Source organism: Corticicoccus populi, assembly GCF_042686195.1.
Classification (GTDB): domain Bacteria; phylum Bacillota; class Bacilli; order Staphylococcales; family Salinicoccaceae; genus Corticicoccus; species Corticicoccus populi.
Genome location: NZ_JBHUOQ010000004.1, coordinates 504721 through 530847, shown reverse-complemented (window position 1 = coordinate 530847; position 26127 = coordinate 504721). Strand labels below are relative to the sequence as shown.

Annotated in this window: 21 protein-coding genes and 1 pseudogene; 13 read left to right on the top strand and 9 right to left on the bottom strand. The window is 37.7% G+C overall.

The window, feature by feature from the left end:
- Positions 1–73: 73 nt before the first annotated feature.
- Both ACFSX4_RS12205 and ACFSX4_RS12200 read right to left on the bottom strand, forming a co-directional pair.
- A complete protein-coding gene (locus ACFSX4_RS12205; RefSeq protein ID WP_377775241.1) occupies positions 74–1414 on the bottom strand; it encodes an SGNH/GDSL hydrolase family protein in 1341 nt (446 codons plus the stop codon).
- Positions 1415–1640: 226 nt separating this feature from the next.
- A complete protein-coding gene (locus ACFSX4_RS12200) occupies positions 1641–2486 on the bottom strand; it encodes a DUF368 domain-containing protein (protein ID WP_377775239.1) in 846 nt (281 codons plus the stop codon).
- A gap of 210 nt (positions 2487–2696) precedes the next feature.
- On the opposite strand from ACFSX4_RS12200, the gene ACFSX4_RS12195 reads away from it, so the two are divergent.
- Complete coding sequence (locus ACFSX4_RS12195) at positions 2697–3035, top strand: hypothetical protein (protein WP_377775237.1); 339 nt, start codon at positions 2697–2699, stop codon at positions 3033–3035.
- An 85-nt stretch (positions 3036–3120) separates the two neighbouring features.
- On the opposite strand, the gene ACFSX4_RS12190 is transcribed toward ACFSX4_RS12195, so the two are convergent.
- Positions 3121–3894, bottom strand: a complete 774-nt coding sequence (locus tag ACFSX4_RS12190) for an SDR family NAD(P)-dependent oxidoreductase (protein WP_377775235.1) — start codon at positions 3892–3894, stop codon at positions 3121–3123.
- 198 nt (positions 3895–4092) lie between these two features.
- Here ACFSX4_RS12190 and ACFSX4_RS12185 point away from each other — a divergent pair, with 198 nt between their 5' ends.
- Positions 4093–4929 carry an alpha/beta fold hydrolase gene (locus tag ACFSX4_RS12185; RefSeq protein WP_377775233.1) on the top strand — a complete coding sequence of 279 codons (837 nt, stop codon included), beginning with the start codon at positions 4093–4095 and terminating at the stop codon, positions 4927–4929.
- Between the two features lie 42 nt (positions 4930–4971).
- On the opposite strand, the gene ACFSX4_RS12180 is transcribed toward ACFSX4_RS12185, so the two are convergent.
- On the bottom strand, positions 4972–5574 hold the full coding sequence (locus tag ACFSX4_RS12180) for an FMN-binding negative transcriptional regulator (protein WP_377775231.1): 603 nt from the start codon (positions 5572–5574) through the stop codon (positions 4972–4974).
- A gap of 21 nt (positions 5575–5595) precedes the next feature.
- Complete coding sequence (locus ACFSX4_RS12175; RefSeq protein WP_377775229.1) at positions 5596–6330, bottom strand: MBL fold metallo-hydrolase; 735 nt, start codon at positions 6328–6330, stop codon at positions 5596–5598.
- Between the two features lie 207 nt (positions 6331–6537).
- Here ACFSX4_RS12175 and ACFSX4_RS12170 point away from each other — a divergent pair, with 207 nt between their 5' ends.
- Together ACFSX4_RS12170 and ACFSX4_RS12165 are read left to right on the top strand one after the other, a co-directional pair.
- Positions 6538–7518 (top strand): aldo/keto reductase, encoded by a 981-nt coding sequence (locus ACFSX4_RS12170; protein ID WP_377775227.1) that lies wholly within the window; start codon positions 6538–6540, stop codon positions 7516–7518.
- Positions 7519–7675: 157 nt separating this feature from the next.
- Positions 7676–8206, top strand: a complete 531-nt coding sequence (locus tag ACFSX4_RS12165; RefSeq protein ID WP_377775225.1) for a GNAT family N-acetyltransferase — start codon at positions 7676–7678, stop codon at positions 8204–8206.
- Positions 8207–8225: 19 nt separating this feature from the next.
- Here ACFSX4_RS12165 and ACFSX4_RS12160 read toward each other — a convergent pair.
- Positions 8226–9380 (bottom strand): annotated as a pseudogene (locus ACFSX4_RS12160) (IS3 family transposase).
- A 1592-nt stretch (positions 9381–10972) separates the two neighbouring features.
- Here ACFSX4_RS12160 and ACFSX4_RS12150 point away from each other — a divergent pair.
- The 8 genes from ACFSX4_RS12150 to arsB all read left to right on the top strand — a co-directional run bounded on the left by ACFSX4_RS12150 (position 10973) and on the right by arsB (position 20108).
- Positions 10973–11341 (top strand): ArsR/SmtB family transcription factor, encoded by a 369-nt coding sequence (locus ACFSX4_RS12150; RefSeq protein ID WP_377775221.1) that lies wholly within the window; start codon positions 10973–10975, stop codon positions 11339–11341.
- On the top strand, positions 11334–13568 hold the full coding sequence (locus ACFSX4_RS12145; RefSeq protein WP_377775219.1) for a heavy metal translocating P-type ATPase: 2235 nt from the start codon (positions 11334–11336) through the stop codon (positions 13566–13568). Before ACFSX4_RS12150 ends, ACFSX4_RS12145 begins: the two co-directional genes overlap by 8 nt.
- Positions 13565–14185, top strand: coding sequence for a CadD family cadmium resistance transporter (locus tag ACFSX4_RS12140; RefSeq protein ID WP_046791364.1), 621 nt, complete (start codon positions 13565–13567; stop codon positions 14183–14185). Before ACFSX4_RS12145 ends, ACFSX4_RS12140 begins: the two co-directional genes overlap by 4 nt.
- Before the next feature lie 598 nt (positions 14186–14783).
- A complete protein-coding gene (arsD, locus tag ACFSX4_RS12135; protein ID WP_377775216.1) occupies positions 14784–15131 on the top strand; it encodes an arsenite efflux transporter metallochaperone ArsD in 348 nt (115 codons plus the stop codon).
- Entirely contained in the window at positions 15097–16839 is a 1743-nt protein-coding gene (gene arsA, locus ACFSX4_RS12130; RefSeq protein WP_377775214.1) for an arsenical pump-driving ATPase, read from the top strand. The genes arsD and arsA overlap by 35 nt, the downstream gene beginning before the upstream one ends.
- A 2-nt stretch (positions 16840–16841) precedes the next feature.
- Positions 16842–18500, top strand: coding sequence for an FAD-dependent oxidoreductase (locus ACFSX4_RS12125; RefSeq protein ID WP_377775212.1), 1659 nt, complete (start codon positions 16842–16844; stop codon positions 18498–18500).
- On the top strand, positions 18484–18819 hold the full coding sequence (locus ACFSX4_RS12120) for an ArsR/SmtB family transcription factor (protein WP_377775399.1): 336 nt from the start codon (positions 18484–18486) through the stop codon (positions 18817–18819). Before ACFSX4_RS12125 ends, ACFSX4_RS12120 begins: the two co-directional genes overlap by 17 nt.
- Entirely contained in the window at positions 18819–20108 is a 1290-nt protein-coding gene (gene arsB / locus ACFSX4_RS12115) for an arsenite efflux transporter membrane subunit ArsB (RefSeq protein ID WP_377775210.1), read from the top strand. The genes ACFSX4_RS12120 and arsB overlap by 1 nt, the downstream gene beginning before the upstream one ends.
- Before the next feature lie 53 nt (positions 20109–20161).
- On the opposite strand, the gene ACFSX4_RS12110 is transcribed toward arsB, so the two are convergent.
- The 3 genes from ACFSX4_RS12110 to ACFSX4_RS12100 all read right to left on the bottom strand — a co-directional run bounded on the left by ACFSX4_RS12110 (position 20162) and on the right by ACFSX4_RS12100 (position 21614).
- Positions 20162–20281 carry an alcohol dehydrogenase gene (locus tag ACFSX4_RS12110; RefSeq protein ID WP_377775208.1) on the bottom strand — a complete coding sequence of 40 codons (120 nt, stop codon included), beginning with the start codon at positions 20279–20281 and terminating at the stop codon, positions 20162–20164.
- Positions 20282–20316: 35 nt separating this feature from the next.
- Positions 20317–21201: a permease gene (locus ACFSX4_RS12105; protein ID WP_377775206.1), complete on the bottom strand. Its 885-nt coding sequence runs from the start codon at positions 21199–21201 to the stop codon at positions 20317–20319.
- A gap of 92 nt (positions 21202–21293) precedes the next feature.
- Positions 21294–21614 (bottom strand): ArsR/SmtB family transcription factor, encoded by a 321-nt coding sequence (locus tag ACFSX4_RS12100; protein WP_377775204.1) that lies wholly within the window; start codon positions 21612–21614, stop codon positions 21294–21296.
- A gap of 600 nt (positions 21615–22214) precedes the next feature.
- Between ACFSX4_RS12100 and ACFSX4_RS12095 the strand changes: the two genes are divergently transcribed.
- Positions 22215–26075: a KAP family P-loop NTPase fold protein gene (locus ACFSX4_RS12095; RefSeq protein WP_377775202.1), complete on the top strand. Its 3861-nt coding sequence runs from the start codon at positions 22215–22217 to the stop codon at positions 26073–26075.
- The last annotated feature ends 52 nt before the right edge of the window (positions 26076–26127 follow it).

Here is a 26127-nt window from a genome sequence, read left to right as displayed (position 1 = left end):
TGATTACACGGCAGTGTATCAATAAAAATCATCCAGGGAAAAGTATCTCCGTGGATGATTGTTCTGTGTCATTCTATTTTTCCGGAACGTCCGCATCCGGCAGTTTAAGCTCCTGTCCGGCATGCACTGAATCCGGGTGGAGGATATTGTTTTCCTCCACAACCGCCTGAACAATACTCAAAGTCTGCGCGTCGTCCTCCGTGGAATACTGCTCCCTTACGATACCCCACAGGCTGTCGCCGGATTTAATAATATATGATGCTTCCTTCGGTTTGCCGGAATCTCTATTTTCAACCAGCTGCGTCGTTACTTCCAGTCCGCGTCCGATATCGATACTGCTGTCGCCGAACGTATAAACTGTTGAGAAGTTAGACGGAATTCTATCGTCTTCAATCGCAGCTGCGAAATCACTCTTTGGTCCGTTATAGATTTTTTCAAAAGTCCCTTCCTCTGTCGTAATATCAGAGTTCAAAAGGTAGGTTGCCATGTGTCTGTTGCTTCTGCCTGACAAATGATACTCATCATACGTATAGAAATCATCCGGTTTCCATCCCTCTGCTTCAGGCGTGTAGTAATCACTATCCGTGGAATAAACACCATATCCTTCCTGCACATCCGCTTCACTCACCGGGAAGATGTCACTGTTTTCTTCAGCAGCAAGTCCGTAACCGTAAGCAGGCACCCAGTCTGAAACCATGTAGAATCCCATACTCTTATATCCGAATGCTTCAGGACCCTGTTCATCAATGTTTTCACGCAGCTGGTGATTATGACCGTATATCACCTCAACATCGTCCGGTGTATTTTCATCCGCAAGATAATTTTCTATCTTATTGACGACAAGCTGATTTCTGATGTCTGAAAAATCTTCAAGACCGCTTCTCTCGTCAACAAAACGGTTCGGCAAGAGAATATGCCTGGCACCACTTTCCACAAGGTTTTGTACCATCTGAAGAGAATAATCACTGGTTATATCAGCAGCAGTTTCAACACCAAGGTCTTCCACTGCATAAGCATCATTTCCTCCGATACTGATGATATATAAAGCATCGGGATCTGCTTCTCCATTAACATCATCGAGAAATCGTTCTGTCTGTTCTACACCGCCCCAGCCGTGTATCCACTCAGACCAGTTGGAATGTTCATTACCGCCAGTTGATAAGTCTCCCGAGAATGCACCGCCGACTGCATAGTTAGTTATATTTTCATAATCTCCGGCCAATTCATTTGCCAGATACTCAGAGAATACCCGGTCATTGGAATACCTGCCCTCCCAGTAAAATTCATTTTCTGCCTTAATATACATTCCGTCTTCCGGACTGTACCCTTCTGCCGGCTCTGCTGATGCAGTAGAAGACACGGTCAAAATACAAGCAGCTGCAGAAAGTATTCCGGTTAAAATTTTATTTTTCATTTTTACCCCTTATTTTTAGAACTTTTTGTTCGTTAAATAATATCAATCAATGATTCTTCCGAATAAATCAGTATAAAATTACATAATTTTAAGTATAACATACTTGGAAAAATGATTTTTCGAAGGATTTTTATTTCATTTATCACAACATAAAAATGCGCATATGCCTTTTACATATGCGCAAAAAATTTATTCTAACTGACTGCCGGGAACACTTTTAATTCCATTACTTATACCGCTCTTCCAACTTACCCATCCAGCGGCCGAGCAGAAGACCTGCGAGAAATATCACAACGACCAGAATGTAATCCATAACACCGAAACCTTCATACAGCGACAGTGCAGGTGCAATGATTGCGGTAGATGCGATAACGACACCGAGGATAAAATGAAATACGCCCGCATAGGCAACATCCATAATCTTCCGCATCAATTTTGAGAACAATAACACCACCACAACAGCACCGATACTTACCGGGATAATGACAGAAAAATCCAAAGTCCGTATTCCCTCGGTAAGCGGCTGATACAAATTGAAGTAAATCAGGAAGTTCGACGGACTAAGGCCCGGAACAATCATTCCGCTCGCAAATATTGCGCCGGCAAACAGCCATGACACGGTATTTTGAGCCATATCTATGTTCAGGTTATTATTAGCATAGACTAAAAATGCAAACATTAACACGGCTGTTACAATCGTGATAACAATATGTCTAGTCTCTCTTCCTTCACGACCTGCCTCTTTATATAAAGACGGCAGTGTTCCGACAATCGCACCGATAAATCCCCATAGTACAAAGACAGGGAAAAAGCGCAGACCGTAATCTATCGGTGTCGCAAGAACAAATAATCCAAACAGTCCGCCGAGACCGACAGGCAGAAAGAACATCACATTATTTATAAAATTATTTCTGATATTCGATAAAAAATTAATCAGAGGCTGATACAATCCAAAAATCGCTGCCAGTGCACCACCGCTGACTCCGGGCAGTATGGCTCCGGATCCAATCAGCATCCCTTTTAAAAATTTAATAATCCAATTCATTAATCCTTTATTATTGTTTTCTTTCAAATATATATACCTCTTATTCTTTTCTGATTGATAAAGATAATTTATTCTACACAATATCCGATGATTAAGAAAGAAATTGTATGCCCGCCTGAAATGATTCATAGATAAATACATCAAGCATATGTAATATACAGTCCGAAATATCATTTTTATTTGCACTGTCCGTTTAAGGGTATATAAAAATAACTCAACTGAAAGGAAGTGATTATTTTGAATCCAGAAGAAAGCAGCTATTTCCGTGCAAATACTGCTGAAGACCTGCTCTATGCACTGGAAAATAAAGAAAATTATATCATCGTTACTGAAGATTTCAGGAAAGAATTTGAAAGAAACACACAACTGCCGCTTCCGGAAACAGAACAAATGGGGGCGAACCTCGGCTCCGGCGGTTCAACTGCTGTCACCGGAGAAGTATTATTCCGCATGTTGAATTTTTTCGGAAAAGGCAGCAGGCAGCAGAAAGAAATCAACAAAAAAATCCGCAGCTATCAGTATAAACAATGGAATGACAACGAGCTTCTTTTATACCGTGCACAGTTGGAATACTAGATTGATTCAACACAAAAGATATGCGAATCCCCCACCATAAACAGGCACCCATCACCGGGTGCCTGTCTTATTCATACATTCAACTTTATAAAACTGCTGCAGAACCACCGTCAATGTTCACTGCCGTTCCGGTCACATAGGATGCAAGGTCTGAGCACAGGAATGTAATGACATTCGCCGCTTCCTTAGTGTCCCCGATACGACCGAGTGGAATATTATCACGTCCTGTTACTGCGAATTCCTCCCATGACATCTCAGGTGCCGTTTCTTTCCAGCGTTTCTCAATCTGGTCACTGCGGATGAGTCCGATACAGACCGCATTGACACGGATGCCGTGCTGACCAAGGTCCTTACTCATCGTTTTCGTCAAAGCGAGACCCGCTGCACGGGATACCGATGTCGGTGAGGTATTTGCAGCAGGTGCTTTACCTGCAACGGCAGTCAGATTCAATACGCTGCCCTTACTTTCCTTTAGATAAGGCAGTGCCGCCTTCACCATCTTAATCGCCGAAAGTACTTTTAAGTCAAGATCCCCCTGCCAGTCCGCCGCTTCAACGTTTTCGAAGTTCTCTGCGAATGCACCTCCTGCGTTGTTAACAACAATATCGAGCCGGCCGAATGCTTGAATCACTGCTTCGACAATCACCTCTCCCGCATCCGCATCACTCACATCCTTTACGACATAACTGACATCTCCGAATTCTGAAAGTGTTTCACGTGTCTGAATCAGATTTTCCTCATTACGGGCAACAAGCATGACCTTTGCACCGAGCTTCAACATTTCTTCTGCTGTCTGACGTCCGATGCCTTTACTGGAACCTGTAATCACTGCTACTTTTCCTTCATAACCAAAATTCACTGATATTCACTCCTCTGATAGTTCATTCATAATTCTATTGTAATCAACCCGGCTAATCACAGACAAGTCATCTGCCGCACACTGAAACGACTTTAATGATTCATCCCACTGCTTTGATACGTTTAGGGAAACCATAAACGTGGAATAATATACTGAACTCATTCAGGAACGACTATATGATTTGAAGGAGAGATTAAAATGGCAGTACTCACTGTAGGAGAAGAAAACGGATTACCGATTGAACTGTATTATGAAGACAAAGGTTCAGGTGACCCTGTGGTCCTGATTCACGGCTGGCCGTTAAGCGGACGGTCATGGGAGTATCAGGTTCCCGCTTTGATAGAAAGTGGTCACAGAGTCATTACGTATGACCGCCGGGGCTTCGGAGGGTCTTCACAGCCTTGGAATGGATATGATTATGATACATTCACCAAAGATCTCCACCAGCTGTTGGAACACCTTGATTTAAATCATGTCACACTTGTCGGCTTTTCAATGGGCGGCGGTGAAGTCGCAAGGTATGTATCATCATACGGCACGAAAAGAATCAAAAGCGTCGTATTTGCCGGTGCAGTCCCGCCGTACCTTTATCAATCAGAGGACAATCCGGATGGTGCGCTGGATGATGATACAATCGAAGAATTTGAAAATGCAGTAAAAACAGACCGGCTTGATTTTCTTGAAGGATTTACAAATAACTTTTTTGCATCGGGAGAGGACACCGGACTCGTGAGTGAATCACTCAGACTTTACAATAAAAACATCGCAGCATCCGCATCCCCGAAAGGTACACTCGACTGTATCGCTGCTTTCGGTAAAACGGATTTCAGAAAAGATCTCGAGGCAGTTGACGTACCGGCACTGATTATCCACGGAGACTCAGATGCCATCGTTCCATTTGAAGCAAGCGGAAAACGGACACATGAAGCCATTTCCGGAAGTGAACTCGCACTGATTGAAGGCGGTTCACACGGACTCAATGTGACACATGCCGAAGCGTTTAACGATGCACTGCTCAAATTTTTGAATAAATAATATACACAATTACACTAAATCCCCGCCGGACGGCGGGGATTTTTACATCAGTTCTTTCATATAAGCAGCGATTTTTCTTTCATCTTCTTTTTTGGAAGCTTCCAATTTCTCAATCACACCTGAACGTCTTTCTTCAGAATGGTTCTGGCTCAATTTTGCCTTGCCTTCAATCTTACTGATTTTAATCCTGAAACCTTTAATGGCCGTCCTCATCGCTTTTAAATATCTGTCATCGACCTCGTCCAATTGATACGCACTGTCCGGCGCTTCGTATTTATTAACCAGACGGCTTAAGGATTCTTTTAATTCGCGGCCGCCGATCATCTCTATCAGCCCGGATACATGTACAGAAATATAGTTCCATGTCGGCACTGACCGGTTTGTTTCATACCACGACGATGAAATATAGCTGTGCGGCCCTTGAAAAACAGCCAGTACCGTCTGACCTTCAATATCCTTCCATTGATGATTCGCAACAGAAAAATGTCCGTATAAATACGTCTTATCTTCACTCAGCATCAAGGGGATATGTGTCGCATAAGGTTCACCGTTATGCTGTGAAAACAGTGTCGCAAAACCGTAATCATTGATAATTTCATGATTGAACTGCTCATCCCTGATTTTAAATGCTTTTGGTATATACATCTGTCTACTCCTTATTTTCTGTTAAATTTCAATCACTTGATCCACTTGTGCAAGTTCAACATTCTCTGCCCCTGCCTTCTCTGCAGATTCCGTCAATTCATTCACATCACCGTAATGCGGCAGATGAGTCAGAATCGTCCGCTTAACCCCTGCACGTGATGAAAAGAGTCCCGCTTCTTCCGCGTTCATATGACCGAGTCTTGCGGCATCTTCTCCTTCATAGGAATTACACTCTGTAATTAATACATCCGCCCCTTCAGAGAACTGAACGAGACTGTCCATATAGCTTGAATCCGCGGTGTAAACCAGTACTTTCCCTTCATCATCTGTTATACGCATCGCATACGTTTCCACAGGATGGTTGTTGCGGTGGAACTCAATAGTAAACGGACCGATATTAAGCTGACTGCCGGCATCATACGGATGGAATCGACTCAGTTTCACATCATTAACTTGATCGATGATTTTCTGGTCATCCGGACCGTAAATATTTAATTCTGTATCAATCCGGCCCATAAACATATTAATCATTCTGCCGAATAAAAATGCCCCAAGATCCACCGAATGGTCATAGTGATAATGTGACATTACAATATGATGAAGATCATTCAGTTCAACATAATTCTGCACATGCGCTGCGACACCACTGCCTGTATCCAGTAAAATATGAAACCCGTCCTTCTCAATTAAATAACCTGATGTCGGCTCATCTTCCTCAGGAAAGCCGCCCCACATACCAATGACTGTACACTTCATTTTACTCACCCTTCCATTTCTATAGTTAAACTTGAGTATCCTTTCTTAAATCATATTTCATATGTTCCCTGAAAATCAATGGAGACGTTTAATATCGCCCGATGTATTAAATAAAGTATGGCATAACAAGTGAGACTGGATAATGATGTTTACTTTACCGCAGATCAGTCTATATGTTTACATGAACTATATAGGAGATGATGATGAATGGAATATGTAAAACTCGGCAATACCGGGCTCGATGTCTCCCGCCTCTGTTTAGGCGGAATGGGATTCGGCGACCCGGAAAAATGGATTCATCCATGGGTACTTAATGAATCCGACAGCCGTCCGATTATTAAAAGAGCACTCGAACTCGGCATCAATTTCTTTGATACTGCGAATGTTTACTCGGAAGGTATCGCTGAAGAAGTCCTCGGCCGTGCTTTAAAAGACTATGCCAACCGGGATGAAATTGTCATCGCAACAAAAGTTTATTTCCCGACGCATGATGGTCCGAACGGAAGCGGCCTGTCCCAAAAAGTCATCATGCGGGAAATCGATAAAAGTCTTGAGCGCCTCGGAACGGATTATATTGATCTTTATATCATCCACCGCTGGGACTACAATACACCGATTGAGGAAACAATGGAAGCACTCCATGACCTCGTAAAAGCAGGAAAAGTGAGATATATCGGTGCCTCCGCCATGTATGCCTGGCAGTTCCAAAGAGCAAATCACACGGCTGAGAAAAATGGATGGACAAAATTCATATCGATGCAGAATCACCTGAATCTTCTATACCGGGAAGACGAAAGAGAGATGCTCCCGCTGTGTAAGGAAGACAACATTGCCGTCACACCGTACAGTCCGCTCGCATCCGGCAGATTGACACGCGACTGGTCGGAGACAACAAAACGTTCTGAAACAGATGAAGTTCAGAAATCAAAATATGACACGACAGCCGACACTGACAAAGTGATTGTGGAACGTGTGGCTGAGATTGCCGGGAAGAGAAATGTGTCCCGCGCACAAATTTCACTCGCCTGGCTGCTGCATAAAGAACCTGTGACTGCACCCATTATCGGCGCAACAAAAATGTCCCACCTTGAAGACCCCGTCGCGGCACTGTCCATTAAGCTGACGCCAGAAGAAATCGAGTATTTAGAAGCACCTTATGTCCCCCATCCGGTGGTCGGTGCACACTAAAATAAAATGAAGGATCATTTTAAAATCCTGTACCCCTGACAGTAAGGGGGCAGGATTTTTATTTTAAACCCTGAATTTAAAAAAGCACATACTGGATTTCCCTTAAAACATTCTTTTGATGTATAATTACAGTAAACATTGGGAAAGAAGGGTTATAATGGATATTCGCTGGGTTGAAGAAAGAGATTACGAACAAATCATGACGCTGGAAAATGAAGTTTGGAATGACACAAATACACCGATGATTACTACATACCAGTCTACAGAAGAATTTGCACAGTCTTTGGAATACAGAAAAGTCGCTGTTGCCGTCGAGGATGGTACTGTCCTCGGATTCATCGATGCATTTCAGATGTACAGGGGAATAAACACAAACTTTTCCCTCACTGTCGGCATGGCTGTTTCCCCTTCCGCACGGAGAAAAGGGGTCGCATCCCAACTATTGAAGTGGGTCATTCAATACGCCGAAGGTGAGAACTACAACAAAATTTCCCTGAGAGTCCTCGCAACGAATCCCGCTGCGGTTGCCCTCTATAAAAAGAGCGGCTTTGTTGTAGAAGGAGTGCTGAAGCACGAATTCTTCCTGAACAATCAATGGGCCGACGATATTGTGGACTTCTGTCAAGAATACGGACACAATAAATGGAAACCCTGCAGTGATTTAAATAGAATTGATGTTAGTATTTAAGTATTCATTTTAAATATTTTCATCCCCCTGCATATAACTTTTCAAATTCAATCGGTGACAGATAGCCTAAGTACGAATGAATGCGTCTGTAATTATAAAAACTCACAATGTATTCAAGAATACTCATTTTAGCGATGTCTCTGGTTTCATAATTCTCGTGATGAATTAATTCTTTCTTAATCACACTGTGAAAAGACTCAATGCAGGCATTGTGGTAACAATTGCCTTTTCGGCTCATACTGGTCGTGATGGATTTCTCACGCAGTAATGCTTGATAACCCAGCGATGCATACTGACTCCCGCGGTCAGAATGATGGATTAATCCTGCTTTCGGCGACTGTGTCTGAAATGCGCGCTTCAATGCCTGGATGACCAGGTCTTTTGTCATGCGGTCGGACATCGCCCAGCCAATCACACGCCTGGAAAACAAGTCCATCACCGTTGCCAGATACAACCAGCCTTCTTTGGTGTGTACATAAGTGATATCTGATACCCAGACAGCTCCTTGCTGGGAGACCTTGAAGTTCTGATCGACTAAATTCGGATAGACGGGTAGATTGTGTTTCGAATACGTTGTGGCTTTATATTTCTTCACAGTTTTAGAACGCAGTCCCATCTCTTTCATATAACGGGTGACTGTCCGTTCAGACATGATCCATCCTGCTCTATGAAGCAGAATGGTAATCTTCGGACTGCCGTAACGGCCATGAGATTGTCTGTGAATCATTTTGATTTCACGCTGCAGTGTGGCTTTTCGCTGCTTCTGTGGCGGTGTGGGCTGCTTCAACCACTGATAATATCCACTTTTTGAGACACCCAGGACATGACACATCTTTAATACACTAAATTCGTGTCGGTGCGCTTTGATGAAGGAAAAAATCACTTCTGGTCGTTGGTAAAGATGCGCATAGCATTTTTTAATATCTTATTCTCTTCCTCCAGGTCTCGGAGTCTCTTTTTCAATGCTTTCTCATCCTGTTTCTCCGGTGTCAGATTGCCGCTGCCGACAAATGCCGATGTCCCATTGTGTTTATAATTCTCAATCCATTTGCTGATCGTACTTTTTCGGAATCTCCAACTCACGGGACACTGACGCAATGGACTTCCCATTGTCAATCACTAAACTGACTGCTTCTGCCTTCACTTGCTTATCGTAATTTCTACCTCTTGCCATATAGATGAACACCTTTCGTAAATAATATGTGGATTTAGTATAACTGATTTTGTCCCCATTTACTGTGTCCACTTTCTAGTCTAACTTCATCTTTATCATATCAACAGGATTTATTTAAGGTTGGGAAAATTGGTGATATGTAATGTTTTATCAATAATCTTGATAATTACCTGAGTGCAGAGTAAAATGGAAAACAAATAACGGTGCATCTCTGCGGAATGCACTTGAGGCTGACTGTTGCGACGGTCGCCTCTTTTTTATAAATATGTTTTGTCCCCCAAACTTCTCTTTTAATCTGTAACTATAAAAATAACTCTTCCACCTTTGAGGTTAAACTCAATTTTTATTATCAATATGTTATCAGGCAGCATACGACCAAAGATACTTTTTTGAGATGATCCACATAATTATAAACACAGAATAAATCCAAGACTTATTATTCCAAGGAAGATGTTGTTCCTGTACTGATTGACATCATCCATGCCTTTGAAAGAGAATAGATAGCCATATCAAACATTTTAAAAAGAGAAAGCAGGCACTCTTTTTCATCATAAATCTTCGTAAGTTGAACTACTTGTATTGGACAAATGTTTGTTATACGTTAAATATAGAGTAATCCTACATCATTTTAAATAATTCAATTTTTGCTTTTTTGATGAGGAGGGGTACAGTTGGAAGTTATACTTATTATATTCATATCAGTACTTGGCGTAACTATAGCTAGCATATCAACGTTAAAACGAAAAAAGAAAAATAAATAAAAACTGAATAGAACAAAAATAAGCAGACCTACTGTCTATATCCATAGAGAATATAGACAGTAGGTCTGCTTTATTAAATCAATACATTTTTTCAGCTTACTTTGTCATTTTATCTTTAGACAAATACTGAATCAACATAAAATTAAACATCGGTAATTTATAGAATTTATTCCCACTCAATGAAAATCTACTACTGGCACTTTGCAAGGATTAATAAAAATCCCTTTAAAACAGCATTCTTTAACTGTTTTCTTAGAAAAATTTCCAAGACAAGCTATCCTTTTCCAGATAGTTTGCCCTTTTATTGCCCTGAAAATCATTTATAATAAACTTTCACAGTATGTCTTTGCAGGTTAATGATTTAATTAAACTACTACTAAGAATCGCATTAATAGTTTTAAGAAATGATTTATATTCATATATTGTGTGTTTAGGGTCTACTCTAATCAAACATAAATTTAAGAGAGAAAAATACATCTACAAATTGTTTGAGCGGAAGACTCTTTTTCTAGTTACAAATGAAAATCGTCCGTAAAAGTATATGTAAATAATTGAACGTTCGTAAAATAATTTAGTATGTTTACGACTCTCATTTTGACCTATTCCAAATGTTTTCGAAGTGTCCGTAAAAGTGTACTTTTAAGAACGAATAAATTATTTATCACAATAAAGTTCACTTATGATATCGTAATTTCTTTCAGCTTTATTCCAGAAAATTCTTTATATGGCGAGAAAAACTTATACATATTTATTATTTAAATATCTACTTGAATAAAAAAAACGAGATGATATGCTATACTCAAACGAATATTTGAATGATGAGGTGTATGTATGAATAATAAAGAAACATGTGAAGTTTTTTGTTATGACGAAGAAAAGGTTAACCGGATGCAAGAGAATTTACAAACTGTCGATATTGCTGGTATATCACAGATGCTTAAGGCTATCGCCGATGTGAATAGGGCAAAAATCACCTATTCCTTATGCCGGGAAGAGGAACTATGCGTCTGTGACATCGCAAATATACTCGGTGTGACTGTAGCCAATGCGTCTCATCATTTACGCACACTCTACAAAGAAGGCATCGTCACATTCAGGAAAGAAGGGAAACTTGCGTTCTATTCTCTGGAAGATCAGCATATTAAAGAAATTATGACGATTGCTTTAATACATAGGAAAGAAGTGATGACCAATGTCTGAGGGGATTACAGAGCTGACTGAAGAAGAAAAAAAAGTTTACCGCGTTCAGGGGTTTTCCTGTGCGAACTGTGCAGGGAAATTTGAGAGCAATGTGAAGAAACTACCTGAAGTTCAAGATGCGAAGGTGAATTTTGGCGCATCAAAAATTTCTGTATATGGTTCTGCAACGGTTGAGGAACTGGAAGAAGCAGGGGCATTTGAAAACCTCAAAGTGGTGCCTGAAAAATCTCGAGAAGAAAGTGGACAAGACAAAAAAGAAAAGGAAGTAACCGTTCCATTTTATAAAAAGCACAGCACTCTGCTCTATTCGCTACTATTTATCGCTTTTGGCTTCATTTCAATGTTGGTGGATGGTGATGACAATATTCTTACACCGCTGCTATTCATCACTTCCATGATTGTCGGAGGGGCTTCAATGCTGAAAATGGGTCTCCAGAATTTAGTCCGGTTTGAATTTGATATGCGAACCCTTATGACAGTCGCAGTGATTGGCGGTGTCATCATCGGAGAATGGGCCGAGGTCGCCATTGTTGTCATCTTGTTTGCCATCAGCGAAGCGTTAGAGCGTTTCTCGATGGATCGAGCAAGGCAATCCATCAGTTCATTGATGGATATTGCTCCTAAAGAGGCACTTGTCAGACGCAACGGAAAGGAAATGACAGCGCACGTCAATGATATTGCTGTGGGCGATATCATGATTGTTAAGCCTGGACAGAAAATTGCTATGGACGGCGTAATTGTCAATGGCTACTCTGCAATCAACCAGGCAGCAATCACAGGTGAATCAGTGCCGGTTGAAAAATCGATCGATGATGAAGTATTTGCAGGGACACTGAACGAAGAAGGCTTACTGGAAGTTAAAATCACTAAATTGGTTGAAGATACGACCATTGCCAAAATCATTCATCTGGTGGAAGAAGCACAAGGTGAGCGTGCTCCTGCCCAGGCATTCGTTGATAAATTTGCAAAATATTATACGCCGGCCATTATGGGTGTCGCAGTGCTGGTTGCGATTGTACCCCCGTTATTTTTCGGTGCGAGTTGGTCCACTTGGGTGTATCAAGGGTTAGCGGTTCTCGTTGTAGGTTGTCCATGTGCATTGGTAATTTCCACGCCGATAGCGATTGTTTCAGCAATCGGAAATGCTGCCAAGAAGGGAGTCCTTATAAAAGGCGGGGTCTACCTCGAAGAAATGGGTGGATTAAAGGCCATTGCATTTGATAAGACCGGCACACTCACAAAGGGCGTCCCGGTTGTAACCGATTATCGTTTAATCGACAATGCAATTGATGAAAAGGAAATGCTGGCAGTCATCGCAGCATTGGAAGATCGTTCCCAGCATCCATTGGCATCCGCGATTATAAAGAAGGCAGACGGTTATAACCTTCCTTATTCTGATATCTTTGTCGAAGACTTTTCTTCTATTACAGGCAAGGGGATACGGGGCAAAATCAATAATGAAATGTATTACGTTGGCAGTCCGGCATTATTTGAAGAGATGGAGGCAGCTAATTTCAATGATGCAATTAAAAGTGATGTCAAAACACTTCAAGAACAAGGTAAGACCGTTATGGTTGCAGGAACGAAAAATACAGTTCAGGCAATTATTGCAGTCGCGGATGAAGTCCGCGAATCAAGTAAAGTGGTAATCCAGAATCTGCATCAGGCAGGCATCGAAAAAACAGTCATGCTTACGGGAGATAATCATAGTACTGCCCGTGCGATTGGTTCACATGTCGGTGTCACAGATATTCAATCTGAATTGCTCCCGCAGGATAAACTAGACGTAATCAAGCAACTAAAAACTGATTATCGTCATGTAGGCATGGTCGGCGATGGGGTCAATGACGCCCCAGCGCTGGCAGCTTCCACCGTTGGTATCGCTATGGGTGGCGCCGGTACAGATACCGCTCTTGAAACAGCAGATGTCGCTTTAATGGGCGATGACCTGAGGAAACTGCCCTTTACCATCAAACTTAGCCGTAAAACATTGAACATCATCAAAGCGAATATCGCTTTTGCCATTGGAATCAAACTGATTGCTCTATTGTTGGTCATCCCAGGATGGCTGACACTATGGATTGCGATTCTCTCGGACATGGGTGCCACTTTAGTGGTGGCCTTGAATGGCTTGAGGCTTATGCGTGTGAAGGAAGATGAATTAAGCTTGGGTTCTTCCCAGATAAATAAAAGTACTGATGTCCAAATATTGGAGTTGGAAAAATGATTGTAACGGTATTTACAGCTGCTGCCGTCTATGTAGCGACAGGAATCGACTATCTCGTCATATTGATTCTTCTGTTTTCGCAAATAAAGAAAAGGAACCAGATCAAATATATCTGGATTGGACAATATATTGGGACAGTCATTATTATACTCGCGAGTCTTCTGGTGTCATTGGGCGTTGCTAATCTAGTTCCCCAACAATGGATAATCGGACTGCTTGGACTGCTGCCGCTTTACCTGGGTATAAAAATATGGATTCAAGGTGAAGAAGACGAAGATGAAGGCAACATTCTCTCCCTTTTCTCTTCAGGCAGATTCAATCAATTATTCATAACGGTCACTTTCATTGTACTGGCTTCCAGTGCGGATGATTTCGCTATCTATATACCGTACTTTACGACTTTAAATATGATGGAAATCATTATTGCCGTCATTGTTTTCATGATCATGGTTGGTGTTCTATGTCTAATCAGCTATCGATTGGCTTCCTTGAATTTTGTTTCAGATAAAATCGAAAAATATGAACGTTGGATCGTTCCAATCGTCTTTATAGGATTAGGAATCTATATCCTATTTGAAAATGGCACATTCAACGCTCTGTTCTCATTCCTATTTTAATAGAAAATTTTATAAGCCGATATCTCTCTTTTAATGTGAGATATCGGCTTAATTTTAGTGCAAAATATCACTTAAATAAGTGCAAAATAAAGTCAAAAGTCACACCCAGATTTAAGACAAAGGTCTGCTAAACTTTAATCACCGATTCACATCCGGTTACCCCTTCTGTCACTTTCGTAATTATTCTGCACTAATTCAGACGATAATTTGCATTATAATTAAAGAACCCAGCTTGTCTTCGTAAGAAGACAAGCTGGGTTCTAAAGTAGTATGTGCAAAATAGTATTTAAAATATATGCAATTCATCGGTGAAAGAGACACTCTAGTGTTGTCTATTTAGGATCTGCTTATAATATACAGTTAAAGTTGTTACTATATATCATAAATGTAGGGATATGATACTTAGATTTTGAGTAATCTTTAGAGACAATCTATCCTAGTATTTAAGCATAAAATCTGTGAGTTTATAACGTCTCAAAAACATTCGTTTTTGAGATATTACATATTAAAAAAATTAAAATCAATATATAGACAACTATCTATATAGATGTTAATCTATGTTTAAGAAATTAAATCTATTAATAAGGTGCGTGTCATTATGTTGGAAGTGAAATTTTATGAAGAAGAAATGTGTTGCTCTACAGGTGTGTGTGGTCCATCTCCTGATGAGACACTCATTAAAGTGAATCAGCTGGCTGAATTACTAAAAACTAACAATATTAGTGTAGAAAGATTTAATCTAGGTGGCAATCCAAGTAAATTCATTGAGAACAAAAATATTATATCTAAGGTTCAAGAACAAGGATTAGCAGTTTTGCCGATTACAGTAATCGATGATGAAATTGTGAAAACAGGCGAGTATATGACTGAAGATGAAGTGAATGATATTATCATGGTGAATCAGTTGAGAAATGGAGGATGCTGTAGTAGAGATGGATGTTGTTAGAGACATGCGGAGAATAAACACTAAAAGTATCGAACTCACGAAATATTTGTTTTTCACAGGTAAAGGCGGTGTCGGTAAAACAACTGTATCGTGTGCACTTGCACTTAACCTTGCAAAAGAAGGATTCAGCATTGCATTGATCAGTACAGATCCGGCAAGTAATCTGCAGGATGTCTTTAATATGGAACTCACAAATAAGCTCAACAAACATCCGGACTATAAAAATTTAGCTATTGCCAATTTTGATCCAATGACAGCTGCGCAAGACTACAAAAATAATGTTGTGAAACCATATGAAGGTATCTTACCTGAAGAGACTTTAGAGAATATGAAAGAGCAGCTCAGTGGTTCATGTACTGTTGAGGTTGCTGCTTTCAATGAATTCACACACTTTCTGTCAGATGAAAATATAGAGTCACAATATGACTATATTATTTTTGATACGGCACCGACGGGTCACACATTGCGGATGTTGGAATTACCAACTGCATGGAATGATTATCTGGATACGACAAGTCATGATGCCTCATGTCTCGGGCAACTTTCAGGTCTGGACGACAATCGTCAGAAGTACCAAAGGGCTTTAGAACGGTTACGTGATGAGAAAAGTACAACTATGATGCTGGTTACTCGTCCTGAACTATCCCCGATGAAAGAACTTCAAAGGGCTCAGGAAGAACTGAGAGAACTTTCCATCAATCATTTTAAAATTATCATTAATGGTTATATCGAATCTGTTCATGGTGAGATATCGGAATACAAAAAAAAGGAACAGGATCATGTAATTGAAAGTTTTGCTGATTGGCTGAAGGAAAATGAGGTTTATCATGTTCCCTATAGCGGCAAAATTAATAGTTCAACGCCTGGTTTGATTGGTCTTTTTAGTGATAATACTGAAACTGAAGAAGATACGTTTGAAAGAGAAAATCATCCAACGATTGATGGACTTATAGAAGAAATTGAAAATAGCAGTGTCCGTTATCTATTTACAATGGGTAAAGGCGGTGTTGGTAAAACAAGTGTTGCTACGTTACTTGCAGAAACGCTTGCTGCTAAAGGACATAGTGTGCATCTCGCCACAACGGATCCGACAAAAGAAATTACAGCTGCACAGCATCATGATAATCTGATGACTTCATTTATCGATGAAGAAGAATCTTTACAGAATTATAAAAATGAAGTTTTATCATCCTTAGGACCGAATGTCACACAAGATGATATCGATTATATCGAAGAAGATCTGCGATCGCCTTGTACTGAGGAAATTGCTTTCTTTAAATCATTCAGCGAAGTAATGGAAAATAATAATCAAACAGATTATGTAGTTGTTGATACAGCACCAACGGGACATACTTTATTACTTTTAAATTCAAGTGAAAGCTACCATAAAGAATTAGAGAAACAAGGGAATAATGTTTCTGACTCTGTTAAAACACTATTGCCAAAAATTCAAGATAAAAATTTAACTCAAATGATCATCGTTACTTTAGCTGAAGCTACACCATATTATGAGGCAAACCGATTGGCTGATGATTTAAAACGTGCAGATATTGGACATAAGTGGTGGGTCATCAATCAATCCCTGGTTACACTGGATCAGAAGGATAAATTATTCAGCAATAAAAAAACAGATGAATCAAAGTGGATTCTGATGATTAAAAAACGCAGTGATGCGAACTATCATCTTATCCCATATATGGAGAAATAATAATGAAGAAAATCGTAATTATTGGTTCGGTAGCTGCCGGTACAAGTGTTGCAGCAAAAGCAAGAAGAAATGATGAAAATGTTGAAATTACTGTCTATGATAAAGATACGGATATTTCGTATTCTGTTTGTGGTATTCCTTATTTTATTGGTGGCGAAGTGGAAGAAATTGATGAACTGACACCGAGAGATGCGAAATGGTTCAAAGATCGGTTCAATATTAACATTCATACACAGCATGAAGTGATGAACATAGATAAAGATAATAAAACTATTTTAGTTAAGAATTTATTAAACGATGAGACCTTTGATCAAGACTATGATGAACTTGTTCTAGCGACTGGCTCCAGCCCTAAAGAATTGCCACAATTAGATTCCAGTCATTACAAAAATACGTTCCAGGTCAAAAACATCAATGATGCTAAAAGTATTCATCAATATATTGAATTAAATGGTGTTGAACATATTGCAATTATCGGTGGCGGATTTATTGGACTGGAAATGTTGGAACAATTATCTAAATATCAAACAACGATGATTCAAAGAAGTATCTTTATGAGCAATTTGGATCCTGATATGAGCTATATGATTGAAGAATACCTTAAGGATAAAGCAAATATCGTTTTGGGATATACAATTGATCATGTAGTTGGAGACGACTCCATCAATCAAATTGTTCTGCAAAGTGGCCGGACGATAGACACAGATATGGTGATATTGGCAGTCGGCATTAAGCCCAATACATCATTGGCTGAAAGAATCGGAGTAAAAATCGGTGATACGGGTGCAATTCAAGTCAATAAACACTTAGAAACCAATATTCCTCATGTGTATGCTATTGGAGATGTTGCAGAAAGTTTTAGTATTGTTTCAGGGCAACCTTTATATAGACCCCTCGGCTCAACAGCTAATAAAATGGGAAGAATCTTAGGTGATCATCTCACTGGTGGCGATTTGGAGCATAAAGGAATTTTAGGCACTGGTATTGTACGGATTTTTGACATGACAATTGCACAGACAGGGCTCACTGAAAAAGAAACTAATCGATTAAATATGAATGTTGATGTCATCCACAACATCAAACCAAATCAGCCTGAGTATATGAATGGTAAAGAAATGGTCATCAAAGCGATTATTGATAAGAGAAATTCCAGAATCATTGGTGCTCAGATTATAGGATATGAAGGTGTCGATAAACGTATTGATGTTCTCGCCACTGCAATTACCTTTGGGGCGAAAGTAGAGGATTTATTCCATCTGGATCTCGCTTATGCACCAACTTTCTCTACTACAAAAGATCCAGTGATCTACACTGGAATGATTGGTCATAATATTCAAAGAGGTAGAAAAATCATCACACCTAAAGAACTCACAGAGAGAGCAGAGCAAGGGAACCTCCACATCATTGATGTCCGTTCACCTAAACAATATGAGGCCAATCACGTTGAAAATGCTGTGAATGTTCCTCTAAAAAACCTAAGAGACTATGCAGAAGAAGTAGATAAAGATCAAACAATCGTCACATATTGTAACAAAGGAACGACAGGCAATGCGGCGCAAAATGTGCTGATTAATCTTGGTTTTAAGGATGTCTATAATTTATCAGGTGGTAATAAAAACTATCAAAGGTATGTGAATTTAATTGATAAAAGAAGAGAATAAAGTAAGTTATCAAACTCTGTCGCAGTATTTGAAAGTAATTTCCGATAGTAACCGCTTAGAAATATTGGATTTACTTTCTTGTGGCGAACTCTGTGCATGTGACCTTCTGGAGCACTTTGATTTTTCACAGCCAACGTTAAGCCATCATATGAAATTACTTAGAGAAAATAATTTAATTTTAATGCGAAAAGATGGTACTAAAAATATGTATAGTTTAAATAAAGAAGTGGTTAACAGTTTAATGAACAGATTATCGCTTTTAAGTTCAGATACGGTGCCTTGTATATGTGACAGTATCGGGAAAGGAACCTGCTCATAATGACGATACTTGCATTAAGTATATTTTTAATTACATTGATATTTGTTATATGGCAACCTAGAAATTTAGATATAGGTATTACTGCAATGATTGGGGCATTGCTTGCCATCATTACCGGTGTCGTCTCATTCGGAGATGTAATAGAAGTGACCGGTATTGTTTGGAATGCGACATTAACTTTTGTGGCAGTCATTCTTATTTCATTAATACTTGATGAAATTGGCTTTTTCGAATGGTCTGCCATACACATGGTTAAGGCTTCAAATGGAAATGGCTTAAAAATGTTTATATATATTGCGATATTAGGTTCTATTATCGCAGCATTTTTCGCAAACGATGGGGCGGCACTGATACTTACCCCAATTGTTCTTGCTATGGGTAGAAATTTAAAACTAGAAGAAAAGGTCATTTTTCCTTTTGTAATCGCAACTGGATTTATCGCTGATACCACATCACTACCGTTGGTCGTCAGTAACTTAGTGAATATTGTATCAGCTGATTACTTTAATATTGGCTTCTTAGAATATTTAAGCCGGATGATTATCCCGAATATTTTCTCATTAGTTGCAAGTATTCTTGTCCTTTGGTTATTATTCAGAAAATCAATTCCTAAAACAATTGACCAATCCCAATTAAAAGCACCTGCATCTGCGATTAAAGATCAAAAGATGTTTAAATATTCTTGGGTTGCGCTTTTAATGTTACTCATTGGCTATTTAATCAGCGAATTTATTAACGTGCCTGTGTCATTTATTGCAGGCGGTATTGCAATCATCTTCTTAATACTTGCAAAACGTTCTCCGGCTGTTAATACAAAGTCAGTCATTAAAGGTGCACCATGGAATATTGTTTTATTCTCACTCGGTATGTATGTTGTTGTCTTTGGACTGAGAAATGTTGGTCTAACTGATACTTTAGCAAGCGTGTTAGTCGATATTGCTGAATATGGATTGTTCGCTTCAGTTATGGGGATGGGCTTTATTGCGGCTATTCTCTCTTCAGTAATGAACAATATGCCGACTGTCATGATTAATGCCATTGCAATTGATCATGCAAATGTGACGAAACTGATTCAAGACGGAATGATTTATGCTAATGTCATCGGTTCAGATTTAGGGCCGAAAATTACACCTATTGGGTCACTTGCCACACTGTTATGGCTGCATGTCCTAGCCAAAAAAGATATGAAAATTTCTTGGGGAACCTATTTTAAAATAGGTATCATTATTACGCCACCTGTACTTTTTATTACATTATTAGGGCTCTATTTAACCTTATTAATGTATTAAATAATTTAATAAAAAATCGTGCGCTTATCAAGCGACACGATTTTTTATTTTAACTATTTTTCTTTCTTAGAATCATTATTAGATTTTTCATCTGTTTTTTTTTCTTCAATTTCAACTGAACAACAGTTTTGTGCTTTAGGCTTTAATTTATTAACAAAATCTTTCACACTCATTTTCCCACCTCCTTTTTTTATTATAAGTCTGTATCTTAAATAACTATATTAAGAATCATTCCTGCGCTAATCGCAACCACCAGAATCGCTGTTATAAAAGCGACTAAAAATTTCTTTTTAAATAGTTTGGATAATAACGCAAGCTCGGGAATGCTGGCGCCTGCGCCACCGATAATCAAAGCAATGACTGTTCCGATAGCCATTCCTTTAGTCACAAGCGCATCTGCGATAGGAATCATTGTTTCAGGGCGAATGTACATCGGTATACCTAACACGGATGCAATCGCCACGGATATGAAACCATCTCCACTTGCATAACGTGTCACAAATTCTTCCGGTACAAAACCATAGATGAATGCACCAATGAATACACCGATAAACAGATAGGGGAGTAAAGGATATAAAAATGCCCATGCATCGTTTAATGCTTGTTTCACTTTAGACCCTTTAGCATCAGCAAAAAATCCTTCGCCTTTAATTGTTACACCTTTATAGGTTTCTTCTAAATTAAGACGGGAGAATATGACTCCGACAAGGACACTAAAGATACCAATAACTATAAAATAAACCACAGCTACCTTCCAGCCTAGCAGAATCCATAACGCAAAGATCATCACTGGATTCATTAATGGTGAAGCCATCAAAAAACTCATTGACGGTCCAAAAGGAACTTTTGAGTTCAGAAGACCTGCTAGAATCGGGATGGTTGAACACGAACAAAATGGTGTAATTGCACCGAAGAGAGTCGCTAAAATATAACTGACCGGTTTATTCGGGCGATTTAAGATACTCCTTATTTTCTCTTCTGATACAGTTTGTTGAATCAAACTCACAATAAAACTAATTACAATAAACAGAGCAAGCAGTTCAAAAAATAATATTAAAAATGTTTTCATAAATTCAAGTAATGAATCTGTCATCAATAGTGCGCCTCACTTTCATTAATAGAACTCGCAACTCACTCGATAAATCAAAAATAATTGATGTATTAGTTAGAAAGAGAAGATACTCGTTATAAAATTTTACAACAAGTATCTTCTGATAGGACAACTTGTATTTGTTTTTCATTTATACTGTAATAATTCCATGTTCCATGCTTTTCTGTGATAAGAATATTTGCATCCGCAAGTTTTTTAAGATGATAAGAAATTTTAGATTGCTTTAAATCTAATACTTCTTCAAGATCACAGACACACAGGCTCTTGTCAGAACTCTTACTAATTTCATTCACAATTTTCAAACGTGTTTTATCTGCCAAAGCACTGAACATCTGCTCATAGAATTCAAGTGTCATATCTTCACTAAATTCATTTATATTATCTATTAACTTCATTTCATTCACCTTCTTTAATACATCAATTTTTTTTGATGTATTAATCATAATATTTTATATATAGAAAATCAAGTTTAATATATAAGTTAAATGTGAAATATATATTTTCATTATATTGTGCAAGATACCAGCTAAAATTAGTGCAAATTAAGGTTCAAATTTAAAATTAAAAGTTTAGCAGTTACATCTTCTGTATGATAAGAGTCTACCCTAATCAAGCGAAAATTAGAAAGAAGAAACATCTATAATTATAGATTATGCATTTTTATGGCTCTAAAAATTTTAAGACAAACAGCCAAGATTTAAGAATTAGAGCGTTCAATTAATTTATTTATATGTTTGCTTTAATAAACGCCGATTGTAAAATTAAAGAGGGAAATATTGCAAAAAAGCTTACATTTTTTCTTTGAATTGCTGCGTGTTATGTATTTTAGCCTTGCTTTCGAACATGGTTTTTCAAGTACGATGGTGGGTTTTGATGAATATAATATTGTAAAAAAATGATGAAATTGAAATATAAGGTGGAAGTGATAATATAGTAATATGGCTAAATACATATAAAATGTAATTCATACTTTAGCGACAAAGGGGGTACTTATATTGAAATCACCAAGATCACCAGAAGAGAATAAGAAAAGCTTATATTTAGATGATAGACCAACTGTAAAAGATGAGTTTAATTATGACCAAATAGCCCATTCATTAAAAGAAGTTATCAAACAACAAGATGATTTCCCTACACATATAAGTTTAATGGGAGAGTGGGGTTCTGGTAAATCGACGGTTTTAAAATTGCTGACAGAATCTTTAAAAGAAGAAAGAAGAATAGCAATAAAAGAGTTTAGTGTTTGGAAGTATTCAGATGACACTACAACTTTGCAACGCAGAATCATTAGACAAGTAAAACAAGAGTTAAAATCAGATGCCAAAAAACAGACAGAAAAGGATTTTTCCTCAAAAATGAATGACTCAGTTGAGGAAAACAACGTAACAATGCAAGGGAATAACTTTGGCGCTTTATTAATTGCTCCATTCACAGGCAACATTTTAGTTGCTGTAGTAGTAACCATTTTTAGCCTCTTACAAATTTCAATATTGTTTGCGCAACCTTTTGTTGATTGGATAACTACAAATTTTCCAATGATTATATTATTTTATACAACAGCTGCTATCTTTAATAAGTCCGCTATTACTGTTACAAAAGCTAATAAGACAGCATTGCGTCCAATGGTTTATGATGACCAATTTGAGAATGAGTTTAAATCTACAGTTCAAAGGTATACTAAAGCAAAAAAAATTGATAAATTAGTTTTAGTATTTGATGATTTAGATAGGTTGCCACCAAATCAGTTATATTCAGCTCTAAATACAATTAAGAGTTTTTTAAAGGCTGATAAATGTATATTTATCGTACCCTGCGATGAAAGAGTGCTGCGCGATGAATTGGAGTATGTTTTTGAATCAAGGCAATCGACAGTAGATGTTTCTGAGTTTCTTAACAAAACCTTTGATGTGACAATGAAAATGCCAATGGTTGAAAAAAACAATATGAGAACTTATGCTATGAAACTGTTAGAAGATAATAACATTGATTGGTATCACAATGGGAAGGTGCAAGAACATATTCATTCTATTATCAGTACGTTAATACATTCTGAAATTGATACACCACGTAAAGTCAAAAAGAACTTGAATGCTTTTGCAAGCGATTGGTATTTGGCAGAGAAAAGAGACAATTCAAGTGGAAGTGATATACTCACGGCTCATCCTAGAAAAATTGCTATAATGACAGTCATTAAAACTAATTACTTGAAATTTTACGAAATCATTCAAGAAAATCCTCTTCTTTTTAAAGATGTTGAATCTAGTGAGGATTTAGAAAAATATTTAGAAGAAGTTATTGAAAATACAGATATAAATAGAAATGACAGAAATTCACATCAAATTAAAGAGGATGATGAAGATCGAGAAGAAAGCACCACTAAGAATCAGGAAAGCAAGAAGATTAATATCGGAGAGTATGTATCACTCTCATTTTTGAAAAGAGTATTTCCCCAGTTGCCAAAAGACAGTAGACCTTATCTATATTTTTCCAATAAAACTTTGAATCCAATAACTTCAATTCCTAAACTAAATGAAATGAAAGAAAGTCTATTAAATGCTGATGCTGAAATGTTCGGTAGTTTATTTGAGGACACTGGTGAAGAAGATAAGTGGATATTGTTTAATAGTGTTCCTACTGAATTATTTGGGGAAATGGACGAAAGAAATACATTATCAACTTTAATTTCAATACCTGTCACAGGTACCTATACTCAACAAAATATATATTGGGAAGAAAAATTTCGAGAACACATTGATTACTTTTCAGAACATAGTTCACCTAAAAAAATATACGAGTTTATGAAAGCAATGAAGTCAGATAATTCGACCAAAAAAATCTTAGGAGAATCATTAACTAAAAATCAACCAACTGAACATATACTTGACTTATGGATAGAACACTCGGGTGCTCGTGATACACTTTATCTTGAGGACTTAGAATCCCAAATCTTCACTTACAATACTGAAATGGCTGAAACTATAAACAAGGAATTTACATTACCTAAGTTAATATTTACTCTTGAAGAAGATCACCCTATGACGAAATATTTACATTGGCAGGATATATTAGATGATGTATTAATCACTATTAATAAGCAAAATGATGGAATTAGAGCAAAGAATAAAGAGTTAGAGGATGATGAAAAAGAGCCTTTAAATCAATATACTCCAGGATTTAATTTTGTTGAATGGATACAAGACGTTAATAATAAAACGGGCACTCATATCGATGCAAAAACTCTGAGAAGATTAGTGGTTAAAATACTTAAAAATCTCAATAAAGCCAATTTTCTGGAGGGTGTCGGAGAATACTGGGAATCAGTGGTTCAGCAATCAGATAACGATAAGGAAATAGCTGAAACAATAAACTTTATTAGAAGATACCCAAGGTTTACTGAAAAGTATTTTTCAGATGAAGTATTTAAAATACTAAATTCAAAGTATGCAAGGTACAACCTCAGTGAATTAAATGATGAAGTTAGTGAAGAGATATCTAAGTTATTGTCCTATTATGAGGAAAAAGATGAAGAAAAACTATTAAATGTTCTGGAATTACTAAAAGATATATCAATAGTATCTCAGTGGTCAATTAAATCTATTAGTCTTATCGAAAGCTCTTTAGATACAAAGTTGATAGAGGTAATTAACCACAATGAAAAAAGGATAGAACTTGGTGATTTATATGAAGTTTTAGAGGAGAAATTTGATTATAAGAACTCTAAAGTCGTGAATTCAGTAAAATCACTCATCGAAAACTCAAATAGAATTTATGAATATGGTAGGCAAGAAGGGTACTTCAAAAAATGGTTTGATATTGAAACAAGCGAAAATGTGTTAGACATACATCAAGATCACTTCGAGAATTTTATAGTATTAAAAGGTTATGCTACTTCTAACAAAGAGGAATATTCAAGTTTCTTGGAAGATGTCATTACTACACTGCTTCAAAAATCAAATCTCATAGCAACCAATCATCCAGATGTAAGGAATTTGCAACATAGAGCTCACTGGAAAAAACATCTAAACATCAGCTTCGTCCAACTATCAAAATGTGGAAATTTCGTAGACTGGTCTAGTCTTTTGTCTGAATGGAAGGAAGTTGCATTAGAAGGAAAGCCTCAAACAAGTATTTCAGTAATTAACCAATTAAGCTCTAGTACAATTAATCAAACGTTACCTTTAATAGATGACAACTCGCCTATAAAAGATACAGAAATTAATGATTTAATTGTTAAGCACAGTAACTTGGCGTATTTATCTCATACAAAAGCTATCGTAAATAGATGGTTAGAGTTTAGCCGAAAGCAAAGAAACACAATTATTGAAGGAATGGAAAAAGATTTCTACCAACAATTTATTGAACAATTACTTGCAAAATTTAAAAAGCAACCACATTTAGAGTACATTCAGCAATTGCAAAGTGAGAGTGTTCAAGATGATGATAAACGGCAAATAGTAGAAGCAATTGTAACTAGCAGTAATAACAAGGATCTAGGTAGCTGGGTGAATAAAATTTATGAATTGAAAGAAGGCGAGTTGAACCACTGGGTTTATACGGCATTCGATATTATTGCTGAGAAAAACTCACATATTAGACAAATTGATTTAGCTCTACTCAGAGATTCATTAATGACAAAAAATAATAAAACGATTGTTACTCTAAAGTTAATCCCGTTGATGTACTCAAAAAAAGATGCTGAAAAAGCAAAGCATTTCATTAGAGAAGTATTAATTGGTTTGGAGGAAGATGAGAGGTTTTCTGAGATAGCTACAAGAGTTAAGAATATGTTTGGGTGGAGAAAATCTAAAAGGCATTTTGGTAAAACTAAAAAAAAGAAGATCAATAGTGGAGATTGACAATAAAATTCGACGGTGTTCAACATAATCCTTTATTTTTACACACTTTATA